Below are 21,972 nucleotides of genomic sequence, written 5' to 3'. Positions count from 1 at the left end.
CGTCGCACACTAACCGGTACTTGCCGGCAGCAAAACCTTCAGGATCAGAACTCAATCCGGTCGGCAGTGGCGAAGGCCACGTCTAATTTGAAATATGCTGCTTCATTTATAAAGTGGGGGTAGGTTTCTTTGTCATCTTCCCAGACATAATCTGAACCGTCAAACCCCCGGAATACCGGCGCACCGGGAAGCAGTGGTGTAAAATCCTGATCCTGAATGCTGTGGTGGATCATGGCTTTACGTACGCCGTTCTCATCCAGCGGGAATTTTACCTCATAACCCAATCTGAAAGCCTCGCAGGCAGGCAGCGAATCCATTGAGTTGCTATCTGTATTCCAGGCGACACAAAAATCCAGAATCGCTTCCGCCATCGTTTGCGTTAACTGATAAACATCTTCCCGTAATACGCCCTGTGGCTGAGCGCCGACTTCAATCATCACACCCTTTTTGCCCACTGTGCACAAATAGCCGTGAGATGCGTAATCTTTTTCATCTTCCACCAGAATATTGGCTTCCGGCATAACGTCTTTAACAAACCGGGCAAGTTTAGTATTAAATTCGTCGGCTTCCAGCACAATCAGGGTAGCCCCCATGTGGCTGGTGGTGTTGTGGATGTCGATGAAAAAATCTGTTGCCGCATTTCCCTTCGGGCCAAAGCGTTCATTCAGTGATTTTGCCAGAACAGCCTCTCTGGCCGGGTTGTCTGCTGCAAGACGTTCAGCAGTAAACTGCCGGTTTAAATCTTCATCCAGAAAACGGACATTGGCGTCCATAGCCGCCGGGTTGGCAAAATCACAGGTGACATTCAGAGACGAGAAGCGCTCAGGCAAACCGGACTTCTGCCAGTTGCGGATAAGTTGAATACCACTGGTCTCGTTGCCGTGAGTACCGCCAATAAGTGCAATTGAATTTAACATAAGAGAAAAGCCTTATCTGAATTCGGGCTGAATGCCCGGATACATTCACACAAAACGCTCAACGGGGAAGGGTTTAGTGTTTAAAAAAATCGTCCTGCTGCTGACTGAGCATTGCTTCAATGTCTTCGATATCAGGCATTCCGGGCGGTGTATCAGAATGCTGCTTTGGCCCGGGAATCGCGCGCTCTTCACCTGCCCATTCACCCAGATCGATTAGCTGGCATTTCTTGGAACAAAAAGGACGATGTTTATTTTCTGCAGACCACTCGACAGATGTGCTGCATACAGGACAGTTAACCTTCACTGAATTCACTCTCTTTCAGGTAAAAAGTATGGCGGCAGTCTAGCAGGCTGCCATAGCAAAAGACACTGTATTCTCCACAGAGGGAGACTGTCCGGCTTCATTTTCAAACAGCATAAAGCGAATGGCGAAGCGGTATTTATTGCCGCTGAGAGTGGGGTAATACCCCTGATTAGCATCACAGCGAACGCGGATCAATCCGCACTTGTCATCGGCTACGCCCTGATAAAAGCCGTTTGTGGCTTCCATGGGTTTAAACGGACCTCTTTCCCGCAGGAACGACAACAGTACCGATACTGTTTCTTCCAGCAATGCCAGGGATAAGAGCCATTCTTTCATCGATTCCTGAATGTCTTCTTTGGAACGGTTAAGCCAGTAGTGCAAATTGGGCAAGTCAAAGCTACAGGTGCCGCCGGGTATGGAAAAACGCTGCCGGATCCCGTTGAGAAATTTATCTTCTTTCAACGCTGTGCCGAATTTGCGTTCCGCTTTTAGTTTGCCTTTCAGGCGTACAATCACTTTTAAGGACTGTTCAAGCGCGTCTGTATCAATATTCGGATACTGGGACCAGTGCACCAGGTTGCGTTCATGGACATCAAGATCTTTAATCAGATCCGTACGCAGATCAATCCGGTCCAGCAGGTCCATTAGGGTGAATAATTGCTCGAAGAAGTACACATGCAGGGCTTTATTCTGCACTGAGGCACCGGTCTTCAACTGCGCAAGCAGGTGCTCGATGCGCAGGTAATTCCTCACTTTTTCTTTAAGCGGAAATTCGTATGTGGTGCTGGTCATGTGGGCCTCTCTGATAAACTGTTAGCACTACAGCGCAAAAGTGCCAAAATATCAAGCCCTAAGGAAAAAACAGCCGTTCAGCTACCGGGGGATTTTTCTGCTGCTTTCAGTAATATTTGATGTAATTGTTCAACCTGAGCGGGTAAAAGTTCAAGGGCACCGTTGTTATCTATTATATGACTGGCCTTAGCCAGCCGGTCATGACGGCTGGCCTGAGATGCCATGATCCCACGGATAGTTGTCTCGTCACTGCCATCCCGCTTAAGTGCCCGCGTAAGTTGAGTGTCTTCCTCACAGTCAACCACAATCACAGTATCTGCCATTGCATCAAGTCCGTTTTCTATGAGCAGAGGCACCGAAAAAATCACGTAGGGGCTGGTGGCTGCTTCCAGCTGCTTTCGCATTTCTTCCCTGATCGCCGGGTGGAGCAGGGCGTTAAGCCACTGTTTTGCCGTCTCATCAGCGAAGACCTGTTTACGCAAAGCGGCGCGGTCCAGTGTGCCGTCTTCCTGTAAAATGTCACGGCCAAAATGACCGGCGATTTTCGCAAGCGCCGGCGTACCGGGTTCAACCACCTGACGGGCAACTACGTCAGCATCGACAATGGTTATGCCGAGCTGCGCAAATAAATCACTGACAGCAGACTTGCCGCTGCCGATCCCACCGGTTAATCCTGCAACGTAAGGATGGCTCATGCACCCGTCACCCAAGCAAGATAACCATCTATGATCTCTGCCTTATACAATAATGTGAGATAACCGGCGACGGCGAGATACGGACCAAAGGGGATCGCAAGAGATTTACCGGAGCGCTGAACAATCATCAGTGTGATACCTGCCACGGCTCCTACCACGGAGGAAAGCAGAATAATAATGGGCAGGCCCTGCCATCCGGTAAAGGCGCCTAATGCGGCGAGCAATTTAAAATCGCCGTACCCCATTCCTTCCTTGCCGGTGAGCAATTTAAACAACCAGTAGACCGACCACAAACTCAAGTAGCCCGCAGCAGCACCAATAATGGCGTCCACCGGACCTGTAAAGACAGATTGAGTACTTAAGATCAGTCCCAGCCATAGCAATGGCAATGTTAATTGATCCGGCAGCAGCATTTTATCAAGGTCGATAAAGAGCAGCGCAATAAGAATAAAGACTACCAATACCGCCCAGATACCCTGCGCTGTGGCACCGAAATGCCAGGCTGTAAATGTACACACCAGTGCGGTAAACAGTTCTACCAGCGGATAACGGATTGAAATACCAGCCTTACACCCTGCACATTTACCGCCCAGCATCAGATAGCTGATCACAGGGATGTTTTCCCATGCCCGGATTTTGTGATGACAGTGAGGGCAGGTGCTGTCCGGTTTTACCAGATTGAAAGGTTCCTGCTCTGCGGGCTGTTCATTTTCGTGAAAGTAACTTTGGTATTCCGCTTTCCAGCTTCGCTCCATCATGATGGGTAGACGGTAGATGACAACGTTTAAAAAACTGCCAACCAGCAAACTGAAAATGAAGATGGTGGTGAGAAACACCGGCAGACTCTGCTGCATTAATGAAATGATGGCGTCCATACAAGCGCTTTATTTTTATCGTGTTCTGATACAACAAGACTGCCCGAAAAGCAGTCCTGTCTCAATGAATAATTAGTTTTGGGTGCGTAACCACAGGCGGCTGCTCAAATTTGTTACACCACGTTACCCATCTGGAAGATAGGCAGGTACATGGCTATAATCAGGCCGCCGATAATCACCCCGAGTACAGCCATAATCAGTGGCTCCAGCAAGCTGGTGAGACCATCGACCATATTATCTACTTCCGCTTCATAAATCGTAGCAATTTTTGCCAGCATTTCGTCTACGGAACCGGATTCTTCACCAATGGCCACCATTTGCGACACCATGTCGGGAAATACGTTAGTAGCCCGCATGGCGGTGTTCATTTGTAAGCCGCCCGCGACTTCTTTCTTAATGAACAATATAGCTTCCCGGTACACGGCATTGCCCGATGCACCGGCAGCAGAATCAAGAGCGCCAATTAACGGAACACCGGCAGAAAAGGTCGTTGACAGGGTGCGGGTGAAACGGGCAACCGCCGCTTTTTTCAGGATTTCGCCCACTACCGGAATTTTCAGTGTCAGTGCATCCATTTTATCCTGCATACGTTTAGACTTTCTCAAGGCCCGGATAAATAAGAAGACTGCACCGGCAATGCCCATCCCGATAAAAATGCCGTAATCCTGAACAAACCGCGATATTGCCAGAACAAACTGGGTAAACGCCGGCAACTCAGCCCCGAAACTACTGAAAATTTCTTCGAACTGGGGTACCACGAATACCAAAAGGATTGTTGTTACGATAAACGCAACAACAAGAACAGCGATGGGGTAAAACATCGCCTTTTTGATTTTAGCCTTAAGTGCTTCCGCTTTCTCTTTATAAGTAGCGATCCGATCGTAGATGGTTTCCAGGGCACCTGATTGTTCACCGGTTTTCACCAGATCACAGTACAAATCATCAAAATAAAGAGGATGTTTCCGTAATGCGGATGACAGGGGATTACCGGCTTTAACTTCTGTTGAAATTTCGCCAAGTAACTTGCGCATGGAGGCTTTGTCATGGCCGGATGCGATCATATCCAGTGATTGAATAAGGGTGACGCCGGCACCCAGCATGGTAGCTATTTGCCGCGATATTATACATATATCCTGCGCAGTAATTTTTTGTCCGCCACCAAAGAGTGGTTTAGCCTGCTTCTTAACTTTTCTTGCAGATATGCCCTGCTTTCGCAATAGGTTTTTAGCTTCAGACAACGTTAGGGCAGATATTTCTCCTTTTCTCGAGCTTCCGTGTTTATCAACCCCTTGCCAGACAAATGTTACGGCTACCTTACTCATGGAAAACTGTCCTTGAATCTATGAAAAGAAAAAGCCCAACAGCAGTCAGGCTTTACAATTCATGAGGTTATTAGCAAAGGTCAGTGTTGGCACAAGTCTCTGCCCAAGTTACTACACCTGAAGCATAGGTTGCTGTCAGAGTGTAAGTATCTGTAGCAGCCAAACCACCACTCGCAGCAGGTACCACTACGATTGCTCCTGTGGTAGCATTTGCATCAGTCCATGTTACAGATGTTACGTAATCGGAAACACCGCCGCTAAGGTTAGTTGGTACGCCGTTTTCACCAGCGCTACAAGAAGTCAAATCAGCTTCAGTCTGAGCACAAACTTCAACAGCAGTTTTCACCGCCTGTGTAGCCATAATAACTTCAGAGTATCGTGCTTTCTTCGTGTAGTTTTGATACGCTGGCAAAGCAACTGCTGCCAGGATACCGATGATAGCAACAACGATCATCAGTTCGATAAGAGTGAAACCTTTTTGGTTTTGAGCGTTAACATTTTTCATGGTATATCTCCGGGTTTGCGTATAATGCGCTAAATTAAATCTTTCATTCAAAGTTACGATTTATACCCGAGTCGTCCTTTTCAACGTCCCCGGTACTTGATGCTCAGTATAGGCGGAGCAAGTCAACTGACAAGTATTCAGAAATATACATATGAATAGGTTCTACAGCAGTGAGGGGATGAGAGTGAATACCTTTAGGGGATAACAGGAATGTATCCACTCTTTTGATTTGTAAGTGAATTTTATCCTTTCATAGCGACACGAAGCGACAGATCGATAGCCTGAACGTGTTTCGTTAATGCCCCTGAAGATATGAAGTCAACCCCTAATTTTCCTAAAGATTGCAATCTTTCTTCCGTAATATTGCCAGACACTTCGAGTTTACTCCGGCCTTTTGTGATGTCGACTGCGCTTTGGATCTGATCGTTTGTAAAGTTATCCAGCATGATGATATCTGCACCTGCATCAAGCGCCTGCTCAAGCTCATCAAGGCTTTCCACTTCCACTTCCACCGGTTTGTCCGGATGATTTCGCTTTGCGATCTGTACAGCCTTCGTAATCGATCCGCAGGCAAAAATATGATTCTCTTTGATCAGAAAGGCATCGAATAATCCGATCCGGTGATTCTGACCACCGCCACAGGCGACGGCATATTTTTGGGCAAGGCGTAGTCCGGGCAGTGTTTTACGGGTGTCCAGTATCTTTGTCGGATAGCCGTCAAGCAGCGATGCATAGTGATGTGCAACGGTTGCCGTACCGGAAAGGGTTTGCAGAAAATTCAGCGCAGTGCGCTCGGCAGTGAGAATGCCTCTGGCAGGACCGGACAATGAAACCAGCACGTCATTAGCTTTGGCTGCATTCCCGTCTTGTGTATGGATCGTGATATCTATTTGTGGATCGATCAAGTTGAATGCTGCTTCAACCCAGGCCATACCACAAACAATACAATCCTCACGGGTAATAATGGTAGCTGTGGCCTGCGTGGATGCATCAATCAGGTTTGCGGTGATATCTGCACCGGCGTCGGCGCTGCCGCCCAGATCTTCAGCCAGTGCTTCTGAGACTTGCTGGCGGATCGCGGCTTGAGAAGGAATAGTCATGCTTACGCTCTGCTTATATTAAAGTGTACGCAATATTAACCATTCTCCGCGCTGAGTAAACTCAAGCTGCTTTAAAACGCTCATTCCGAGTAAAATTTGTTCACCATTCATACCGGGGTTGAGATTCGCACGTACGTTATGAACAGTTATATCGCCAATAGACACACTGTTTAACTCAGTTCTTGCAACACGAACCACACCGTTGGCGGTTTGTGCCAGTACACTGCCCGTAGGGATTAAACCAAGTCTTTCCTGCAGATGTGCGGGAATGGCAACATCTGTTGCGCCGGTATCGATCATAAACTCAACCGGTACGCCGTTTATCGTGCCCGCCGTGACGTAATGACCGGCGCGGTTTTGTTTCAGCCGCACTTCCGTTTGATTTTCAATGCGCACAGATTCCGGTTCACGATTCGGGTTTTCCTGCCGGTCAAGCAAGTCACCAAAAACAAATGTCAGCAAGCCCAGCCCGCAAATCCAGGCCAGTATGTACATCCACTTTCCGGCATTATGTTCACTGCTCACCGTTCCCCCGGCTATATATAAGTGTCTAACTTTGAAAGTTATATGTAGGGTTATTCTTGAGTATGGCAATAGCAGATGTCAAACTTAGGCATGACCTGAGATTTTCTGTGCGACCATGGATTTTATCCCCGACAGTCAGTACACACCGTCACCGTTCTATGATGAGCGGCCGGAAGATGCCTGCATTTCATTGCTTGTCATCCATAATATTTCATTACCTGCCGGACAGTACGGTACAGGTGATATCCGCCGGTTGTTCACCGGTACCATTGATATCAATGCACATCCTTCCTATAGCGATCTTAAAAACGTAAAAGTATCTGCTCATTGTGTGATTTACCGTGACGGGCAGGTTGAACAGTTTGTGCCGCTATCGGCAAGAGCCTGGCATGCCGGGCTTTCTGTTTTTCAGGGGCGTAATAAATGTAACGACTACGCCATTGGTATTGAAATGGAAGGTTGTGATAACGAACCGTTCACTGCTGAGCAATATCAGGCATTACAACGGGTGACACAGTTTATTATCGACACCCATCCGGCCATCACCATCGGCAGAATTACCGGACACAGTGATATTGCACCCGGCCGTAAAACCGATCCGGGAGAGTATTTTGACTGGTGCCGGTTGCGCACAGGCTTGTCGTTTGAAGCGACAAAGCAGCAGTAACGTTAGTTAATATTGTTTAAGTGATAACGGGTCACCGGACCCGGGAATAAAGGAATAATGACGTGATTCTGATTAGTCTTTTACTGGCGCTGGCGTTTGACAGAATGTTCTTGCGGAACCGCTACTGGCAGTCACCGGTTTTTGTTAACTTCTGTTTGCGAAAAATGGGCATAAGCGGCGACGATACACAGGCATCCCGCAAAATCTGGCTGTACCTTCTTATACCGGCGGTGCTGTTAGGGCTGACAGAAACTTACATTTTCGGTGGCTTTCTGACATTTGTCGTTCAGACGGCGGTGCTGTTCCTTGCATTAGGGTGTACGAATTTTCGCCGGATTTATAAGTCCTGGCTTCAGGCTGCCCAGCGGGAAGACAGAGAAGCCTGTGATTTGTATGAAAAAGAACTACATCTCGGGTTGCTGGGTAAAGAAGACAATGAACCGGAGCCGGACGACGGCACACGCATGCAGCAATTACTTTTGCTGGCAAACTTTCGTTATTACGGCGCGGTAATGTTGTTCTTCATTTTCTTCGGCGCACCGGGCGCGTTGTTCTATATGTTTGTCCGTGAAGCTCACCATTATTACCGTGGCAAACACATGGAGGCAGCGCTGACCACAGGGCAGTTGCTCTTCGCACTGGAATGGTTACCAGCCCGTGCGGTGACATTGGGATTTTTGGTGGTGGGGCATTTCTCCCGCGCCACATCCGTCTGGCTTGAGAAACTGACAAATGTGTCTGAAGGCACGCCGGCTGTACTCTGGTCTGTAGCCCGTCAGGCTGAAATTATTGAAGCCGGAGACAGCGCTACCTGCAGCAGAATGACTGCGTGTGCACACGTTCAGGCAGGTGTAAAGCTGGCAAAAAGGAATATCATTTTTATCCTGGTGATCACATCTGTTCTCACCATTACCGGTTGGGTTGCCTGAAACAGCCCGCGGGGTCTTACTACACAGTAAAATGATAACGAGACCTGCAATAACAGAACAATACAGGGGCAATTTGTTAATACAAAGAGTGCCCCGCCAATACTTTACCTCTTCATTTCTGCACATCATCCATGAACCCTAAAGCACGTTAAATCAACCGGATTTGAACAGAAAAACAACACATTTCGCTCATCAGACCAGATGATGTTGTAAAAAAATTTCAACAATTTCAATATTTAGCTCGTCTAAAAGGTTAAATGTAACTTACTTTCGATGGGTGACTATTTACCTCCATTTCGATCTGCCCTAAACTAGATAGGTAAAATGGTATGACCAATGAGTGGGTGGCAAGTAACTTTGTTTACATTATGGCCGCCTCTTTTCATAAGCGAGGAACCGCACAGGTATGCGCCACGGTCGGAAAAAATTATCAGATGTCATCACTGAACAGCTCGAATCAATGATTCTTGATGGCACACTGCTGGCCGGACAACAACTACCTCCTGAACGCGAACTGGCAACCCAGTTTGATGTTTCCCGTCCTTCGCTCCGTGAAGCAATTGGCAACCTGCAGGCCCGTGGTCTGGTTGAGCGCAAGCAGGGAGGCGGCACCTTTGTCAGCCGTAACCTTAATGCGGCAATGACCGACCCGTTAATGGCGCTTATCAGTCGTCGTCCGGAAACGCAGTTCGATCTACTTGAATTTCGTCATGCGCTGGAAGGTATGGCTGCCTATTACGCAGCGCTGCGGGGCCAGCCTGAAGATTATCAGGCACTGCAGGCCGCGCTGGATAACTTGCCGGTACCCGCTCCCGGGGAAAGTAAACGTGCTCTGGCAGAAGCGGTCGGTGAATTTTATATGGTGATGGCGCGCGCCTCCCATAACATGGTGTTGTTACATGTAATGAGCACCATGCAGACCATGCTGGTCGAGAATATTGAACGTAACTTCGAAATGTTTGCCTTACATCAGAATGATGAAATAGACATTAACGCCGAAGTCAGACGTCAGCGTAAGGAAATTCTGGCTGCTATCGCATCCCGCGACCCGGAAGCAGCAAGACAGGCGTGTAACGCCCACCTTGCGTTAATTGAGAAAACGCTTCTGGCGATTAACCAGCGTGACAGCCGAGTGCAACGCGCGTTAAGACGCCTGGAGATTTAAGGCTCTGCCTTAGTAATTCCTTGCCGGTTTGTAACAGGTAAGAAAAGAAAAACAGTAAGCCGGTAAGGCCTACGTAACGTACAACCTGGTTTTAGTCTTTCCATCCTCCGGTTTTGCCGGCAAGGATGGTTTTCAATATCAGCAACAATAGGATGGCACCATGACTGAAATGATGCACCAAGATGTGGATCCACAAGAAACACAAGAATGGCTGGAGTCGTTAGAGTCAGTATTAGAAGAAGAAGGCGTTGAAAGAGCGCACTTTTTATTAGAATCACTGATTGAGAAAGCACGCAGAAATGGTGCCCACTTGCCGTACGACGCAACCACGGCTTACATCAACACGATTCCACCTGGGCAAGAACCTACCATGCCTGGTGACCAGACTATTGAAGGCAAAATCCGTAACGCCCTGCGTTGGAATGCCCTGATGATGGTTCTGCGTGGTTCTAAGAAAGACTTAGAGCTGGGCGGTCACATTTCAAGCTTTGCATCTTCTGCAATGCTGTACGATGTGGGCTTCAACCACTTCTACCGTGCACCAAATGAAAAAGATGGCGGCGACTTCGTATTCTATCAGGGCCACGTGGCACCCGGTATCTACAGCCGTGCATACATTGAAGGTCGTCTGACCGAAGAACAACTGGATGGTTTCCGTCAGGAAGTAGACGGCAAAGGTCTGTCTTCTTACCCGCACCCTAAATTAATGCCTGATTTCTGGCAGTTCCCGACTGTATCTATGGGCTTAGGTCCAATGCAGGCGATTTATCTTGCCCGTTTCCTTAAGTACCTGACTGACCGTGGTATCAAAGACTGCTCAGAACAGCGCGTATGGTGCTACATGGGTGACGGTGAGTGTGATGAGCCGGAAAGCTTGGGTGCTATCGGTCTGGCTGCCCGCGAAGGCCTGGACAACCTGACATTCGTTATCAACTGTAACCTGCAGCGTCTTGACGGCCCTGTACGTGGTAACGGCAAAATCATTCAGGAACTGGAAGGTACATTCCGCGGCGCAGGCTGGGAAGTGATCAAAGTTATCTGGGGTCGCTACTGGGATCCACTGTTAGCCCGCGATACTTCAGGCAAGCTGCTTGACCTGATGAACGAAACTATCGACGGTGAATACCAGAACTGTAAAGCCAAAGGCGGCGCGTACACCCGTGAGAAGTTCTTCGGTAAGTACCCTGAACTGAAAGAAATGGTTTCTAACATGTCAGATGAAGACATCTGGCGTCTGAACCGTGGTGGTCACGATCCGGTTAAAGTTTATGCGGCATACGATCGCGCAACCAAGACTAAAGGTCGTCCACAGGTAATCCTTGCTAAAACCGTTAAAGGTTACGGCATGGGGGCATCCGGTGAAGGTAAGAACATTGCCCACCAGGTTAAGAAAATGGACAAAGAAGCGGTTAAGCAGTATCGCGATCGTTTCAACATCCCTGTATCTGACGAAGCATTAGCTGATTTGCCTTACTACAAGTTCGACGAAGACAGCGAAGAGATGAAATATCTGCGCGCACGTCGTGAAGCCCTGCATGGCTATATGCCGGTTCGTCGCGCTAAAGCAACTGAAGACTTGCCAGCGCCTGCTCTGAAAGCGTTCGAGGCCATCACTAAAGGTTCCGGCGACCGTGAAATCTCTACCACTATGGCGTTCGTACGTGTACTGACTGCACTGCTTAAAGACAAGCAAATCGGTAAGCGCATCGTACCTATCATCCCTGATGAAGCCCGTACTTTCGGTATGGAAGGTTTGTTCCGTCAGGTAGGTATCTACTCTTCACAAGGTCAGAAATACGAGCCACAGGATTCTGATCAGGTTGCTTACTACCGTGAAGACAAGAAAGGTCAGGTACTGCAGGAAGGTATCAACGAACTGGGTGCGATGGCATCGTGGTTAGCAGCAGGTACGTCTTACAGCACCAACGACCTGCCAATGGTGCCGTTCTACATCTACTACTCAATGTTTGGTTTCCAGCGTGTTGGCGACCTGGCATGGGCAGCCGGTGATTCACGTACCCGTGGTTTCCTGGTTGGTGGTACTGCTGGTCGTACAACGCTGAACGGCGAAGGTTTGCAGCACCAGGACGGTCACTCTCATACTCAGGCGGCATTAATCCCGAACTGTGTGAGCTACGACCCGACTTACGGTTATGAAGTGGCTGTTATCGTACAAGACGGTTTACGTCGCATGCTGGAAGATCAGGAAGACGTGTTCTACTACCTGACAGTCATGAACGAAAACTACAAGCAGCCTGAAATGCCTAAGGGTGTTGAAGAAGGTATCGTTAAAGGTATCTACAAGCTGGATACAGTAGGCAGCAGCGATAAGAAAGTGAAACTGCTGAGCTCTGGTACCATCCTTGAGCAGGTACGTGAAGCGGCTGCGAAACTGGCGTCTGACTACGGCGTAGAAGCAGAAGTTTACAGCGTAACGTCGTTCAACGAACTGGCACGCGATGGTCAGGATTGTGACCGTCACAACATGCTGCACCCTGAAGCGACAGCGAAAGTACCTTACATCACTGAAGTACTCAGCGAAGGTAACGACGGTCCGACTATCACTGCAACTGACTACATCAAGAACTACGGCGAGCAGGTACGTGATTTCGTACCGGGCGCATACCGTGTACTGGGTACTGATGGTTTCGGTCGTTCTGACAGCCGCGCGAATCTGCGTCGTCACTTCGAAGTTGACGCTGCATACGTGACTTACGCTGCGCTGTACGAACTTTACAAGGCGGGTTCTGTTGATGCCAAGACACTGTCAAAAGCAATGACGGATCTGGGTATTGATGCCGAGAAAGTTAACCCACTTTACGCATAAGCTAAGGGAGACTAACGAACATGGCAGATATTAAAGACGTTCTCGTACCGGATCTGGGTGAAGATTCGGTAGAAGTAATCGAAATTTGCGTAGCAGTGGGTGATTCCGTAGAAGCGGAAGATGCACTGGTTACGGTAGAAAGCGACAAAGCCAGCATGGATATCCCTGTGCCGTTTGCCGGCAAGGTATCTGAGCTGACTGTAAAAGTTGGCGATAAAATTTCTGAAGGCGATTTACTGGCGAAACTGGAAGTAGCGGGTGCTGCTGACAGTGCGCCTGCAGCTGAAGAAAAGGCTGCTGAAGCGCCGAAAGCGGAAGCGCTAAAAGAAGAAGCGCCTAAGCAGGAAGCAGCGCCGGCTGCTTCTGGCAGCACGTCTGTGATTGAAGTAACGGTACCGGATATCGGTGACGCTGCTGACGTAGACGTAATCGAAATTCTGGTAGCTGAAGGCGATACCGTGGAAGCGGAAGACGGCCTGATCACCTTAGAAACTGACAAAGCAACCATGGACGTTCCTTCGCCGCAGGCGGGTAAAGTGGTTAGCTTGAAAGTAAAAGAAGGTGACAAGGTGTCTGAAGGTTCTCTGGTTCTGACTCTGGAAGTCGGTGGTGGCGAAGCTTCTGCGCCTGCACAGGAATCAGCTCCGGCGGAAGCGCCGGCACCAGCAGCAGAATCTGCGCCGGCCGCTGAAGAAGCGCCTGCGGAAGAAGAAATTGAAGTTCAGGTACCTGATATCGGTGGCGATACTGACGTAGACGTTATCGAAATTCTGGTTGCTGAAGGCGATACCGTGGAAGCGGAAGATGGCCTGATCACCCTTGAAACTGACAAAGCGACCATGGATGTGCCTGCACCTAAAGCCGGTACAGTTACCAAACTGCTTATCAAGCAAGGTGACAAAGCGTCTCAGGGTACACCGGTTATTATGCTGAAAGTGAAGGGCGCGGCGAAACCTGCTGCACCTAAAGCGGAAAGCAAGCCTGCTGCAGCAGCGCCGGCTCCTGCCGCGCAAGCGCCTCAGCAGAAAGCGCCGCCGGTTCCGCACCACCCGTCTGCAGGCAACAAGCCTAAGACAGGTAAAGTGCACGCGTCTCCGTCTGTACGTCGTCTGGCCCGTGAATTTGGTGTTGATCTGACTCAGGTTGACGCAACAGGTCGTAAAGGCCGTATTCTGAAAGAAGACATCCAGTCTTACGTGAAGCATGAACTGGCCCGTCCGAAAGCGACAGCCGGTGCCGTAGCGTCTGGCAACACAGGTGGTGGCTTACAGGTTATCGCGCAGCCTAAAGTTGATTTCTCCAAGTTCGGTGAAATTGAAGAGAAGCCGTTAACCCGTATTCAGAAAATCTCCGGTCCGAACCTGCACCGTAACTGGGTAACCATCCCTCACGTTACGCAGTTCGAAGAAGCGGATATTACTGATCTGGAAGATTTCCGTAAGCAGCAGAACGTTATCGCTGACAAGCGCAAGCTGGGTGTGAAAATTACGCCGCTTGTGTTCATGATGAAAGCGGTAGCCGACGCACTGAAAGCGTATCCTGTATTTAATACTTCACTTTCTGCGGACGGTGAGTCTTTAATTCAGAAAAAATACTACCATATCGGTATAGCAGTAGACACGCCGGGAGGCCTGGTCGTGCCGGTTGTCCGTGATGTTGACAAGAAAGGCATCATGGAGATTTCCAAAGAGTTAATGGAAATCAGTGTGAAAGCCCGTGACGGTAAGCTGAAAGCTGCTGACATGCAGGGTAGCTGCTTCACCATTTCAAGCCTTGGTGGCATTGGTGGTACAGCATTCACGCCAATCGTTAATGCACCTGACGTAGCCATCCTTGGCGTATCGAAGAGTGATATTAAACCGAAGTGGAATGGTAAAGAGTTTGAGCCTCGTCTGATGGTGCCGCTGTCATTGTCATACGACCATCGTGTTATTGACGGCGCGGTGGCAGCACGCTTTGCTGTACACTTAAAAGCAGTTCTGGAAGACATGCGCCAGATGTTGCTTTAGAAAATGAGTGAAGGGGAGGGTTGATTACCTCCCCTTTGTGATTTTTATGATCATAAAGCCAAGTTGGCTTTACAGGGCTCGCAAGCCCTAGTTACAATCCGTAACGCATATTTATCAAATATTTGGACAGATTTGAGGTCACAATGAGCGAAATTAAAACGCAATTAGTCGTATTGGGTGCAGGCCCCGGCGGTTACTCAGCCGCTTTCCGCGCAGCCGATTTAGGTATCGAAACCGTCATCGTAGACGCCCGTGAAACACTGGGTGGGGTATGTTTGAACGTAGGCTGTATCCCTTCAAAAGCCCTGCTGCACGTCGCTAAAGTGATCAAAGAAGCCAAGCATTTGTCTGCGCACGGCGTAACCTTTGGTGAGCCAAAAATCGATTTAGACAAAATCCGTGAGTACAAAGACGGTGTTGTTGGCCAGCTGACAAAAGGTCTGGCTGGTATGTCTAAAATGCGTAAAGTTAAACACGTTCAGGGTTACGGTAAATTTACCGGTGCAAATACCCTGGAAGTAGAAGGTAAAGATGGCAAAACAACCATCTCTTTTGAGAAAGCGATTATCGCTGCCGGTTCAGAGCCGGTATCTCTGCCTTTCATCCCTGAAGACGATCGCGTAATCGACTCAACCGGCGCACTGGAAATGAAAGATGTTCCGGAAAAAATGCTGGTACTGGGCGGTGGTATCATCGGTCTGGAAATGGGTACTGTTTATGAAGCACTGGGTGCGAAAATTGACGTGGTTGAATTCCTTGACCAGTTAATCCCTGCTGCTGACAAAGACATCATGAAAGTCTTCATGAAAGACTATAAAGACAAGTTCAACATCATGCTGGAAACCAAAGTGACCGCGGTTGAAGCAAAAGATGACGGCTTGTATGTAACGTTTGAAGGTAAGAATGCACCTTCAGAAGCAGTTCGCTACGACAAAGTACTGGTAGCGGTTGGCCGTCGTCCTAACGGTAAACTGATCGGTGCTGATGCGGCTGGCGTTACTGTTGATGAGCGTGGTTTCATCAACGTAGACAAGCAAATGAAAACTAACGTTGACCATATCTACGCAATCGGTGACCTGGTTGGTCAGCCTATGCTGGCGCACAAAGCGGTTCATGAAGGTCACGTTGCTGCTGAAGTTATTGCCGGTAAGAAGCATTACTTCGACCCACGCTGCATTCCTTCAGTTGCTTACACTGAGCCAGAAGTTGCCTGGGTTGGTCTGACTGAGAAAGAAGCGAAAGAGCAGGGCATCAACTACGAAACTGCAACTTTCCCGTGGGCAGCTTCTGGTCGTGCAATCGCGTCTGACGCAACTAACGGTATGACCAAGATGATCTTCGATAAAGACACTGCACGTGTTATCGGTGGTGCAATGGTTGGTACCAACGCCGGTGAAATGCTGGGCGAAATCGGTCTGGCTATCGAAATGGGTGCTGATGCAGAAGACGTAGGTCTGACTATCCACGCTCACCCGACGCTGAACGAGTCAATCGGTCTGGCGTGTGAAATCTTCGAAGGTAGCATCACTGACCTGCCTAACCCTAAGGCGAAGAAAAAGTAAGTTGTTTAACAGCTGAATAAAAAACGAGGCAACTGCCTCGTTTTTTGTTTTTACGACTGACGTTTTAAGTCCCGAACTATTTGCTCATGGTGGCTTTGGAAGGTGAGCCCACGGATTTTACCGGTTTAGGTGTCACTGTTAATCCGCCTTCACACTGCTTGTCTGACTGACGGGCTTTCATCGATTTTACTGTCTCCGGACAATAACCTTTCCGGCAACACTGGGACAATCTGGCTTCATGTTGTGCACAGCGTTCGTGGATAATACGGACAACATGACGACGCAACCATTGCAGACCCTGGTCCACGTCCTGACGTTTATGCCATAACAAGGACACAGGCGTTGGCATAATCTCCACCGGTGTTTCAAATACGGCCAGGCGGCCGGCAAAAATATCGTGCTCTACCACTAACGACGGCGCCACACAGATAAGATCGGACTGCTCCAGTAACGGCGGCACATTGTGAAAATCGTTCACCGTCATGGCGATCCTGCGGCTCAACCCTAAATTATTCAGTACCTGGTCTGTGGGACCGGTGGTATCGCCGGTAATAGACACTAACAAGTGTTGTGCATTCACAAATTCTTCCAGCGTTAACCGTTCTTTTGCCAGCGGGTGACCGGGGCGCATAACAACCACATACTTAGGCTCAAACAGAAACTCTGAACGGATAACTGAATTCGGCGCTGTGTACTTACACACGGAGAGCTCAGCTTCTGCGTCAGTTAATATTTTCTCACTGTCACTGTTCGGGTTCGGAATCGCGAAGATATTAATACCCGGCGCTTCCCGCTCGATGATTTGGCGAAGCGGGCCCCATATCATTTTTACCAATGTATCAGTGGCAGCAATACGAAACGTCCGTTGCGATGTGGCCGGATCAAACACGGTAGGGTTCACGGCGGTTTCAAGCTGGCTCAGCGGCCCCTGTATCTGTGTCCATAAGTTGCGGGCAAAAGAAGTCGGTTGTATACCTCTGCCGTCTTTAACAAATAACTCATCACCCCAGGCAGAACGCATACGGGACAGGGCATTGGAGACAGCGGGCTGTGTCATTGCCAGTCTGTCAGCGGCGCGGGTGATAGCACCTTCAGTCATGATGGCATCGAAAATCATCAGTAAATTTAAGTCTTGTGTTCGCATAGCAGCACTCCGGTGAACCTGCGATAAATATATTACATGGAATGATGTGTTGTATATAAAAAGATAATTATTTTTATTGATTGGCGGTGTGCATAATGCGCAGCATCCACACTCAACGAGATCGCCAACCATGTCTGCATTAATAAAATTCTCTTTAGCATTATGGGTCACCATTCTGTTAACCGCCTGCGGCGGAGAAGATACCAACCCGGCTAATCAGGCTGCTGCCAGCACAGCAGCGCCTGCCATTCCTGTTGATATTGCGCCTGTTATTCATCAGGAAATCGCTCAATGGGATACTTTTACCGGTCGCCTTGAATCGCCGCAAACAGTTTCTCTGCGCCCGCGGGTGTCAGGCTACATTGACTTTGTTGCCTTTGAAGAAGGTGAATGGGTTGAGCAGGGTCAAACCCTGTTTCTTATTGATAACCGCGCGTTCAAAGCTGAAGTCGACCGCTTATCTGCCCAGCTTGAAGATGCGCAAAGCCGCTTACGTTTAGCTAAGCAGGATTCAGAGCGGGCTGCGTCATTGCGCCGCACCAATGCAATTTCGAAAGAAATTGCTGATGCCCGTCAGGCGGCAGTTGAACAAGCTGAAGCCAGCGTGTCTTCAACCCGTGCTGCGTTAGATTTAGCGCAGTTAAACCGGGGCTTTGCCCGTGTTGAAGCGCCTATTTCAGGTCGTGTTTCCCGCGCAAATATTACTGCCGGTAACTATGTCACCGCCGGTCAAAGCGTACTGACCAGCATTGTTTCAGTCGACCGCCTTTACGCCTACTTTGATGTTGATGAAAGTACTTACCTTGCATATACCTCTGCGCCTTCTGAAGTGTCTCAGCCACTTGATCAACTGACTGTGGCTATGCAACTGAGTAACTCTGAGAAATTTGAGCACTGGGGTCAACTGGACTTTGTTGATAACCAGGTCAACCCGAATACCGGCACAATCAAAGTGCGGGCGGTGTTTGATAATACTGACGGCCGTCTGGTGCCGGGATTATTTGCTCACCTGCGTCTTGCCAGCGGTGAATCCCGCGATCGTATTTTAATTGATGAAACGGCTATCGGTACTGATCTCAACAACAAGTTTGTTCTGGTTGTCGATGAAAACAATGTTCTGGCTTACCGCGCTGTGAAGCTTGGCGACAAAGTGGGTGCGCTTCGTTTTATCGATGACGGGTTATTCCCTTCAGACAAAATTGTAGTGAATGGTCTGCAGCGCGTCCGCCCGGGTGCCACTATTGCTCCTACGGAAGTATCTATGCACAGCAGCGAAGCCTTCGAGCAGTTGCAGGTATGGCAGCAAAATATAAATCAGAACAGTGACCTGGCCGCAAATGCATCACCTGCGAATGCGCCTGAAGGAAGTCGTTAATGAATCTGTCTACGTTTTTTATACACAGGCCTATATTTGCCGGGGTGTTGTCACTGCTGATCTTTATCGGCGGTGCCATTGCCGTGTGGCAATTGCCCATAACGGAATATCCCGAAGTGGTGCCGCCTACCGTGGTGGTCACTGCTAATTATCCGGGTGCCAACCCTAAAATCATTGCCGAAACCGTAGCCAGTCCGTTAGAACAGGAAATCAACGGGGTAGAGGATATGTTGTATATGTCTTCTCAGGCTAACTCTGATGGCAGAATGACACTGACCATTACTTTTGCAATCGGTACCGATCCCGACGCTGCAACAACGCTGGTGCAGAACCGGGTTAACCGTGCCTTGCCACGTCTGCCGCAGGAAGTGCAGAGACTGGGTGTGGTGACTGAGAAGTCTTCGCCGAACCTGACCATGGTTGTGCATTTAACATCGCCGGACAGCCGTTATGACATGCTGTATCTGTCGAACTATGCCGAGCAAAATGTCAGAGATGAACTGAACCGTATTAATGGTGTGGGCGAGGTGCGCTTATTCGGTGCCGGCGAATACTCCATGAGAGTCTGGCTGGATCCGAATAAAGTGGCCGCCCTTGGCATGAATGCCGGTGATGTGATTTCCGCTATTCAGGCACAAAATCAGCAGGCAGCAGCAGGTAGTCTTGGTGCCCAGCCTGCCGGTGGCAGCGAGTTTCAGTTACTTATCAACGTTCGCGGTCGTTTACTGGATGAACGTGAATTTGGTGACATCATCATTAAAACCGGCGACGCCGGTGAGATTTCACGGTTAAAAGATGTCGCCCGTATTGAACTGGGGGCGGATTACTATACCTTACGTTCGTTACTGAACAATCGTCCGGCCGCGGCATTGCCAATTTTCCAGGCGCCCGGTTCCAATGCGATTCAAATCAGTGATGATGTGCGCGCTACCATGGCTGAATTGTCGAAAGCCTTTCCAGAAGGTCTCGATTACGACATTGTGTATGACCCCACAGTCTTTGTGCGCGGTTCCATTAAAGCCGTAGTGAATACCCTGTTCGAAGCGGTATTACTGGTTGTATTAGTTGTTGTGCTGTTCCTGCAAACCTGGCGCGCATCCATTATCCCGCTGGTTGCTGTGCCTGTGTCTCTGGTCGGCACGTTCGCATTCATGCAGCTCATGGGCTTTTCATTAAATGCGTTGTCCCTGTTCGGACTGGTATTAGCTATCGGTATCGTGGTGGATGATGCCATCGTTGTGGTTGAAAACGTGGAGCGTAATATCGCTGCCGGGCATTCGCCGGTTGAAGCCACAACCATCGCCATGAAAGAAGTGACAGGGCCTATTATTGCCACCACCATGGTACTGGCGGCGGTGTTCATTCCTACGGCATTTATGTCCGGACTCACCGGCCAGTTTTACCGTCAGTTCGCCCTGACAATTACCATTTCAACGGTGATTTCAGCCATCAACTCGCTGACGCTGAGTCCGGCATTATCAGCCTTGTTGTTAAAGTCTCATGATGCACCCAAAGACTGGCTGACCAGAGGCATGGATAAGGCGCTGGGCGGGTGGTTGTTTAATCCGTTTAACCGGTTCTTTGATCGTGGCGCGAAAGCGTACACCGCCGGTGTGGGTTCCCTCATTCGTAAATCCGGCATCATCATGTTGCTGTATGCAGGATTACTGGCACTCACATGGCAGCAGTTCAGCAGTACGCCTACCGGTTATGTGCCGGCGCAGGACAAAATGTATCTGGTTGCGTTTGCCCAGTTGCCTGATGCCTCTTCACTGGACAGAACGGAAGACGTAGTTCGTCAGATGTCCGCGATTGCGTTGCAGCAGGATGGCGTGTCTGATGTCGTGGCATTCCCGGGGTTGAATATTAACGGGTTTACCAACAGCCCCAGTTCCGGTGTAGTGTTCTTCCCGTTAAAGCCTTTCGCTGACCGGGAAGGGAAGGGGCTCACTGCCGGTGCAATTGCCGGGCAGTTAAACCAGAAGTTTGCAGCAATTAAAGAAGCGTATGTCGCCGTGTTTCCGCCTCCGCCTGTGCTGGGATTAGGCACAATCGGCGGTTTCCGTCTGCAATTGCAGGATCGCGGGAATCTGGGTTTTGAAACCTTAAATGAAGTCACGCAGCAGGTGGTGCAGAAAGCCTGGGCAAACCCGGTACTCACCGACACATTCAGCAGTTACCGCGTGAGCGTGCCGCAACTGGATGTGGACGTGGACCGCACCAAAGCCATAGGTATGGGCGTGAACATTGATACGTTGTTTGACACCTTACAAGCCTATTTAGGATCGGTGTATGTGAATGATTTCAACCTGTTCGGACGCACCTATCAGGTAAATGTGCAGGCTGACTCTCAGTTCCGTCAGGATGCAGAACAGATCCGTCAGTTCAAAGTGCGCAATGCGCAGGGCGAAATGATTCCGTTGGGCGCGTTTTTAGACATCAATCATACCGCGGGACCGGACCGGGTCATGCACTACAACGGCTACGTTACCGCTGAAATCAACGGTGCTCCTGTGCCCGGTTTCAGCAGTGATGAGGCGAAGGTTGCTATCGAGAAAATACTCGATGAAACCCTGCCAATTGGCATGACCTACGAGTGGACAGAATTAACCTATCAGCAAATTCTGGCCGGTGATGCATCTATGTATGTATTCCCGCTGGTGGTGTTGCTGGTGTTTCTGGTACTGGCTGCACAATATGAAAGTTTGTCATTACCACTGGCCATAATCCTTATCATGCCTATGACTTTGCTCAGCGCGTTAATCGGTGTGGGCATTTACGGCGGAGACAACAACATCTTCACCCAAATCGGGCTCATTGTGTTGTTTGGTCTGGCCACGAAGAATGCCATTCTGATTGTTGAATTTGCTAAAGAACTGGAAGAGGAAGGGCGCACTGCGCTAGAGGCGGTGAAAGAGGCATGTCGTCTGCGTTTGCGTCCCATTCTGATGACATCCATTGCCTTTATTATGGGTGTGCTGCCAATGGTAATTTCAACCGGAGCCGGTGCAGAAATGCGTCAGGCTATGGGCGTCGCGGTATTCTCAGGCATGATTGGTGTTACCTTCTTCGGATTGGTGCTGACCCCCGTGTTTTATTACCTGCTACGCCGGAACCGCAAACCGGCATCCGCCTTAACGTCTCAGGCGCAGTCCCACACAGCTTAGACCCGACGTGGGACTCCTTTTGCCGCCCTCCCCGGGCGGCTTTTTTATGTCAAAGACACAATTCATCACAATTTGATCGTAGTAATGCCTTT

Annotated in this window: 18 protein-coding genes; 8 read left to right on the top strand and 10 right to left on the bottom strand. The window is 49.4% G+C overall.

Annotation, left to right across the window (positions count from 1 at the left end):
• Positions 1 to 44: 44 nt before the first annotated feature.
• The 9 genes from DS731_RS15415 to DS731_RS15375 form a co-directional block, all read right to left on the bottom strand.
• Positions 45 to 917, bottom strand: coding sequence for an aspartoacylase (locus DS731_RS15415; protein ID WP_119502166.1), 873 nt, complete (start codon positions 915 to 917; stop codon positions 45 to 47).
• Positions 918 to 990: 73 nt separating this feature from the next.
• The gene (gene yacG, locus DS731_RS15410; protein ID WP_119503448.1) at positions 991 to 1,221 is read right to left on the bottom strand and encodes a DNA gyrase inhibitor YacG; all 231 of its coding nucleotides are present in this window, start codon (positions 1,219 to 1,221) and stop codon (positions 991 to 993) included.
• A gap of 39 nt (positions 1,222 to 1,260) precedes the next feature.
• Positions 1,261 to 2,013, bottom strand: coding sequence for a cell division protein ZapD (gene zapD, locus DS731_RS15405; RefSeq protein ID WP_119502165.1), 753 nt, complete (start codon positions 2,011 to 2,013; stop codon positions 1,261 to 1,263).
• A gap of 77 nt (positions 2,014 to 2,090) precedes the next feature.
• Positions 2,091 to 2,708, bottom strand: coding sequence for a dephospho-CoA kinase (gene coaE / locus DS731_RS15400; RefSeq protein ID WP_119502164.1), 618 nt, complete (start codon positions 2,706 to 2,708; stop codon positions 2,091 to 2,093).
• Complete coding sequence (locus DS731_RS15395; RefSeq protein ID WP_119502163.1) at positions 2,705 to 3,583, bottom strand: prepilin peptidase; 879 nt, start codon at positions 3,581 to 3,583, stop codon at positions 2,705 to 2,707. The genes coaE and DS731_RS15395 overlap by 4 nt, the downstream gene beginning before the upstream one ends.
• 113 nt (positions 3,584 to 3,696) lie before the next feature.
• Positions 3,697 to 4,905 carry a type II secretion system F family protein gene (locus DS731_RS15390; RefSeq protein ID WP_119502162.1) on the bottom strand — a complete coding sequence of 403 codons (1,209 nt, stop codon included), beginning with the start codon at positions 4,903 to 4,905 and terminating at the stop codon, positions 3,697 to 3,699.
• A 70-nt stretch (positions 4,906 to 4,975) separates the two neighbouring features.
• Positions 4,976 to 5,410 carry a pilin gene (locus DS731_RS15385; RefSeq protein ID WP_119502161.1) on the bottom strand — a complete coding sequence of 145 codons (435 nt, stop codon included), beginning with the start codon at positions 5,408 to 5,410 and terminating at the stop codon, positions 4,976 to 4,978.
• A gap of 242 nt (positions 5,411 to 5,652) precedes the next feature.
• Positions 5,653 to 6,510 carry a carboxylating nicotinate-nucleotide diphosphorylase gene (gene nadC / locus DS731_RS15380; protein WP_119502160.1) on the bottom strand — a complete coding sequence of 286 codons (858 nt, stop codon included), beginning with the start codon at positions 6,508 to 6,510 and terminating at the stop codon, positions 5,653 to 5,655.
• An 18-nt stretch (positions 6,511 to 6,528) separates the two neighbouring features.
• Positions 6,529 to 7,005 carry a retropepsin-like aspartic protease family protein gene (locus tag DS731_RS15375; RefSeq protein ID WP_119502159.1) on the bottom strand — a complete coding sequence of 159 codons (477 nt, stop codon included), beginning with the start codon at positions 7,003 to 7,005 and terminating at the stop codon, positions 6,529 to 6,531.
• A 145-nt stretch (positions 7,006 to 7,150) separates the two neighbouring features.
• On the opposite strand from DS731_RS15375, the gene ampD reads away from it, so the two are divergent.
• From ampD to lpdA, 6 genes are all read left to right on the top strand, one after another.
• Positions 7,151 to 7,702 carry a 1,6-anhydro-N-acetylmuramyl-L-alanine amidase AmpD gene (gene ampD, locus DS731_RS15370; protein WP_119502158.1) on the top strand — a complete coding sequence of 184 codons (552 nt, stop codon included), beginning with the start codon at positions 7,151 to 7,153 and terminating at the stop codon, positions 7,700 to 7,702.
• Positions 7,703 to 7,764: 62 nt separating this feature from the next.
• Positions 7,765 to 8,631 (top strand): regulatory signaling modulator protein AmpE, encoded by an 867-nt coding sequence (ampE, locus tag DS731_RS15365; protein ID WP_119502157.1) that lies wholly within the window; start codon positions 7,765 to 7,767, stop codon positions 8,629 to 8,631.
• Positions 8,632 to 9,037: 406 nt separating this feature from the next.
• The gene (locus DS731_RS15360; RefSeq protein ID WP_119502156.1) at positions 9,038 to 9,796 is read left to right on the top strand and encodes a GntR family transcriptional regulator; all 759 of its coding nucleotides are present in this window, start codon (positions 9,038 to 9,040) and stop codon (positions 9,794 to 9,796) included.
• A gap of 160 nt (positions 9,797 to 9,956) precedes the next feature.
• Positions 9,957 to 12,623: a pyruvate dehydrogenase (acetyl-transferring), homodimeric type gene (aceE, locus tag DS731_RS15355; protein WP_119502155.1), complete on the top strand. Its 2,667-nt coding sequence runs from the start codon at positions 9,957 to 9,959 to the stop codon at positions 12,621 to 12,623.
• Between the two features lie 20 nt (positions 12,624 to 12,643).
• The gene (gene aceF, locus DS731_RS15350) at positions 12,644 to 14,632 is read left to right on the top strand and encodes a pyruvate dehydrogenase complex dihydrolipoyllysine-residue acetyltransferase (protein WP_119502154.1); all 1,989 of its coding nucleotides are present in this window, start codon (positions 12,644 to 12,646) and stop codon (positions 14,630 to 14,632) included.
• A 143-nt stretch (positions 14,633 to 14,775) separates the two neighbouring features.
• Complete coding sequence (lpdA, locus tag DS731_RS15345) at positions 14,776 to 16,194, top strand: dihydrolipoyl dehydrogenase (protein ID WP_119502153.1); 1,419 nt, start codon at positions 14,776 to 14,778, stop codon at positions 16,192 to 16,194.
• Between the two features lie 76 nt (positions 16,195 to 16,270).
• Here lpdA and DS731_RS15340 read toward each other — a convergent pair whose 3' ends face one another.
• Entirely contained in the window at positions 16,271 to 17,338 is a 1,068-nt protein-coding gene (locus DS731_RS15340; RefSeq protein ID WP_119502152.1) for a LysR family transcriptional regulator, read from the bottom strand.
• 130 nt (positions 17,339 to 17,468) lie between these two features.
• On the opposite strand from DS731_RS15340, the gene DS731_RS15335 reads away from it, so the two are divergent.
• Positions 17,469 to 18,713: an efflux RND transporter periplasmic adaptor subunit gene (locus DS731_RS15335; protein ID WP_119502151.1), complete on the top strand. Its 1,245-nt coding sequence runs from the start codon at positions 17,469 to 17,471 to the stop codon at positions 18,711 to 18,713.
• Positions 18,713 to 21,880, top strand: a complete 3,168-nt coding sequence (locus tag DS731_RS15330; RefSeq protein ID WP_119502150.1) for an efflux RND transporter permease subunit — start codon at positions 18,713 to 18,715, stop codon at positions 21,878 to 21,880. The genes DS731_RS15335 and DS731_RS15330 overlap by 1 nt, the downstream gene beginning before the upstream one ends.
• Positions 21,881 to 21,972: the final 92 nt, after the last annotated feature.

This window comes from Alteromonas sp. RKMC-009 (genome assembly GCF_003584565.2).
Taxonomy (GTDB): domain Bacteria; phylum Pseudomonadota; class Gammaproteobacteria; order Enterobacterales; family Alteromonadaceae; genus Alteromonas.
The sequence above is the reverse complement of the archived record's forward strand: the minus strand, read 5'-3'. Positions and strand labels throughout refer to the sequence as shown.

Coding starts and splice junctions, on each gene's coding strand:
- DS731_RS15415 (WP_119502166.1), bottom strand. CDS start 917: ATGTTAAATTCAATTGCACTTATTGGCGGTACTCACGGCAACGAGACC.
- zapD (WP_119502165.1), bottom strand. CDS start 2,013: ATGACCAGCACCACATACGAATTTCCGCTTAAAGAAAAAGTGAGGAAT.
- coaE (WP_119502164.1), bottom strand. CDS start 2,708: ATGAGCCATCCTTACGTTGCAGGATTAACCGGTGGGATCGGCAGCGGC.
- DS731_RS15395 (WP_119502163.1), bottom strand. CDS start 3,583: ATGGACGCCATCATTTCATTAATGCAGCAGAGTCTGCCGGTGTTTCTC.
- DS731_RS15390 (WP_119502162.1), bottom strand. CDS start 4,905: ATGAGTAAGGTAGCCGTAACATTTGTCTGGCAAGGGGTTGATAAACAC.
- DS731_RS15385 (WP_119502161.1), bottom strand. CDS start 5,410: ATGAAAAATGTTAACGCTCAAAACCAAAAAGGTTTCACTCTTATCGAA.
- nadC (WP_119502160.1), bottom strand. CDS start 6,510: ATGACTATTCCTTCTCAAGCCGCGATCCGCCAGCAAGTCTCAGAAGCA.
- DS731_RS15375 (WP_119502159.1), bottom strand. CDS start 7,005: ATGTACATACTGGCCTGGATTTGCGGGCTGGGCTTGCTGACATTTGTT.
- ampD (WP_119502158.1), top strand. CDS start 7,151: ATGGATTTTATCCCCGACAGTCAGTACACACCGTCACCGTTCTATGAT.
- DS731_RS15360 (WP_119502156.1), top strand. CDS start 9,038: ATGCGCCACGGTCGGAAAAAATTATCAGATGTCATCACTGAACAGCTC.
- aceE (WP_119502155.1), top strand. CDS start 9,957: ATGACTGAAATGATGCACCAAGATGTGGATCCACAAGAAACACAAGAA.
- aceF (WP_119502154.1), top strand. CDS start 12,644: ATGGCAGATATTAAAGACGTTCTCGTACCGGATCTGGGTGAAGATTCG.
- lpdA (WP_119502153.1), top strand. CDS start 14,776: ATGAGCGAAATTAAAACGCAATTAGTCGTATTGGGTGCAGGCCCCGGC.
- DS731_RS15340 (WP_119502152.1), bottom strand. CDS start 17,338: ATGCGAACACAAGACTTAAATTTACTGATGATTTTCGATGCCATCATG.
- DS731_RS15335 (WP_119502151.1), top strand. CDS start 17,469: ATGTCTGCATTAATAAAATTCTCTTTAGCATTATGGGTCACCATTCTG.
- DS731_RS15330 (WP_119502150.1), top strand. CDS start 18,713: ATGAATCTGTCTACGTTTTTTATACACAGGCCTATATTTGCCGGGGTG.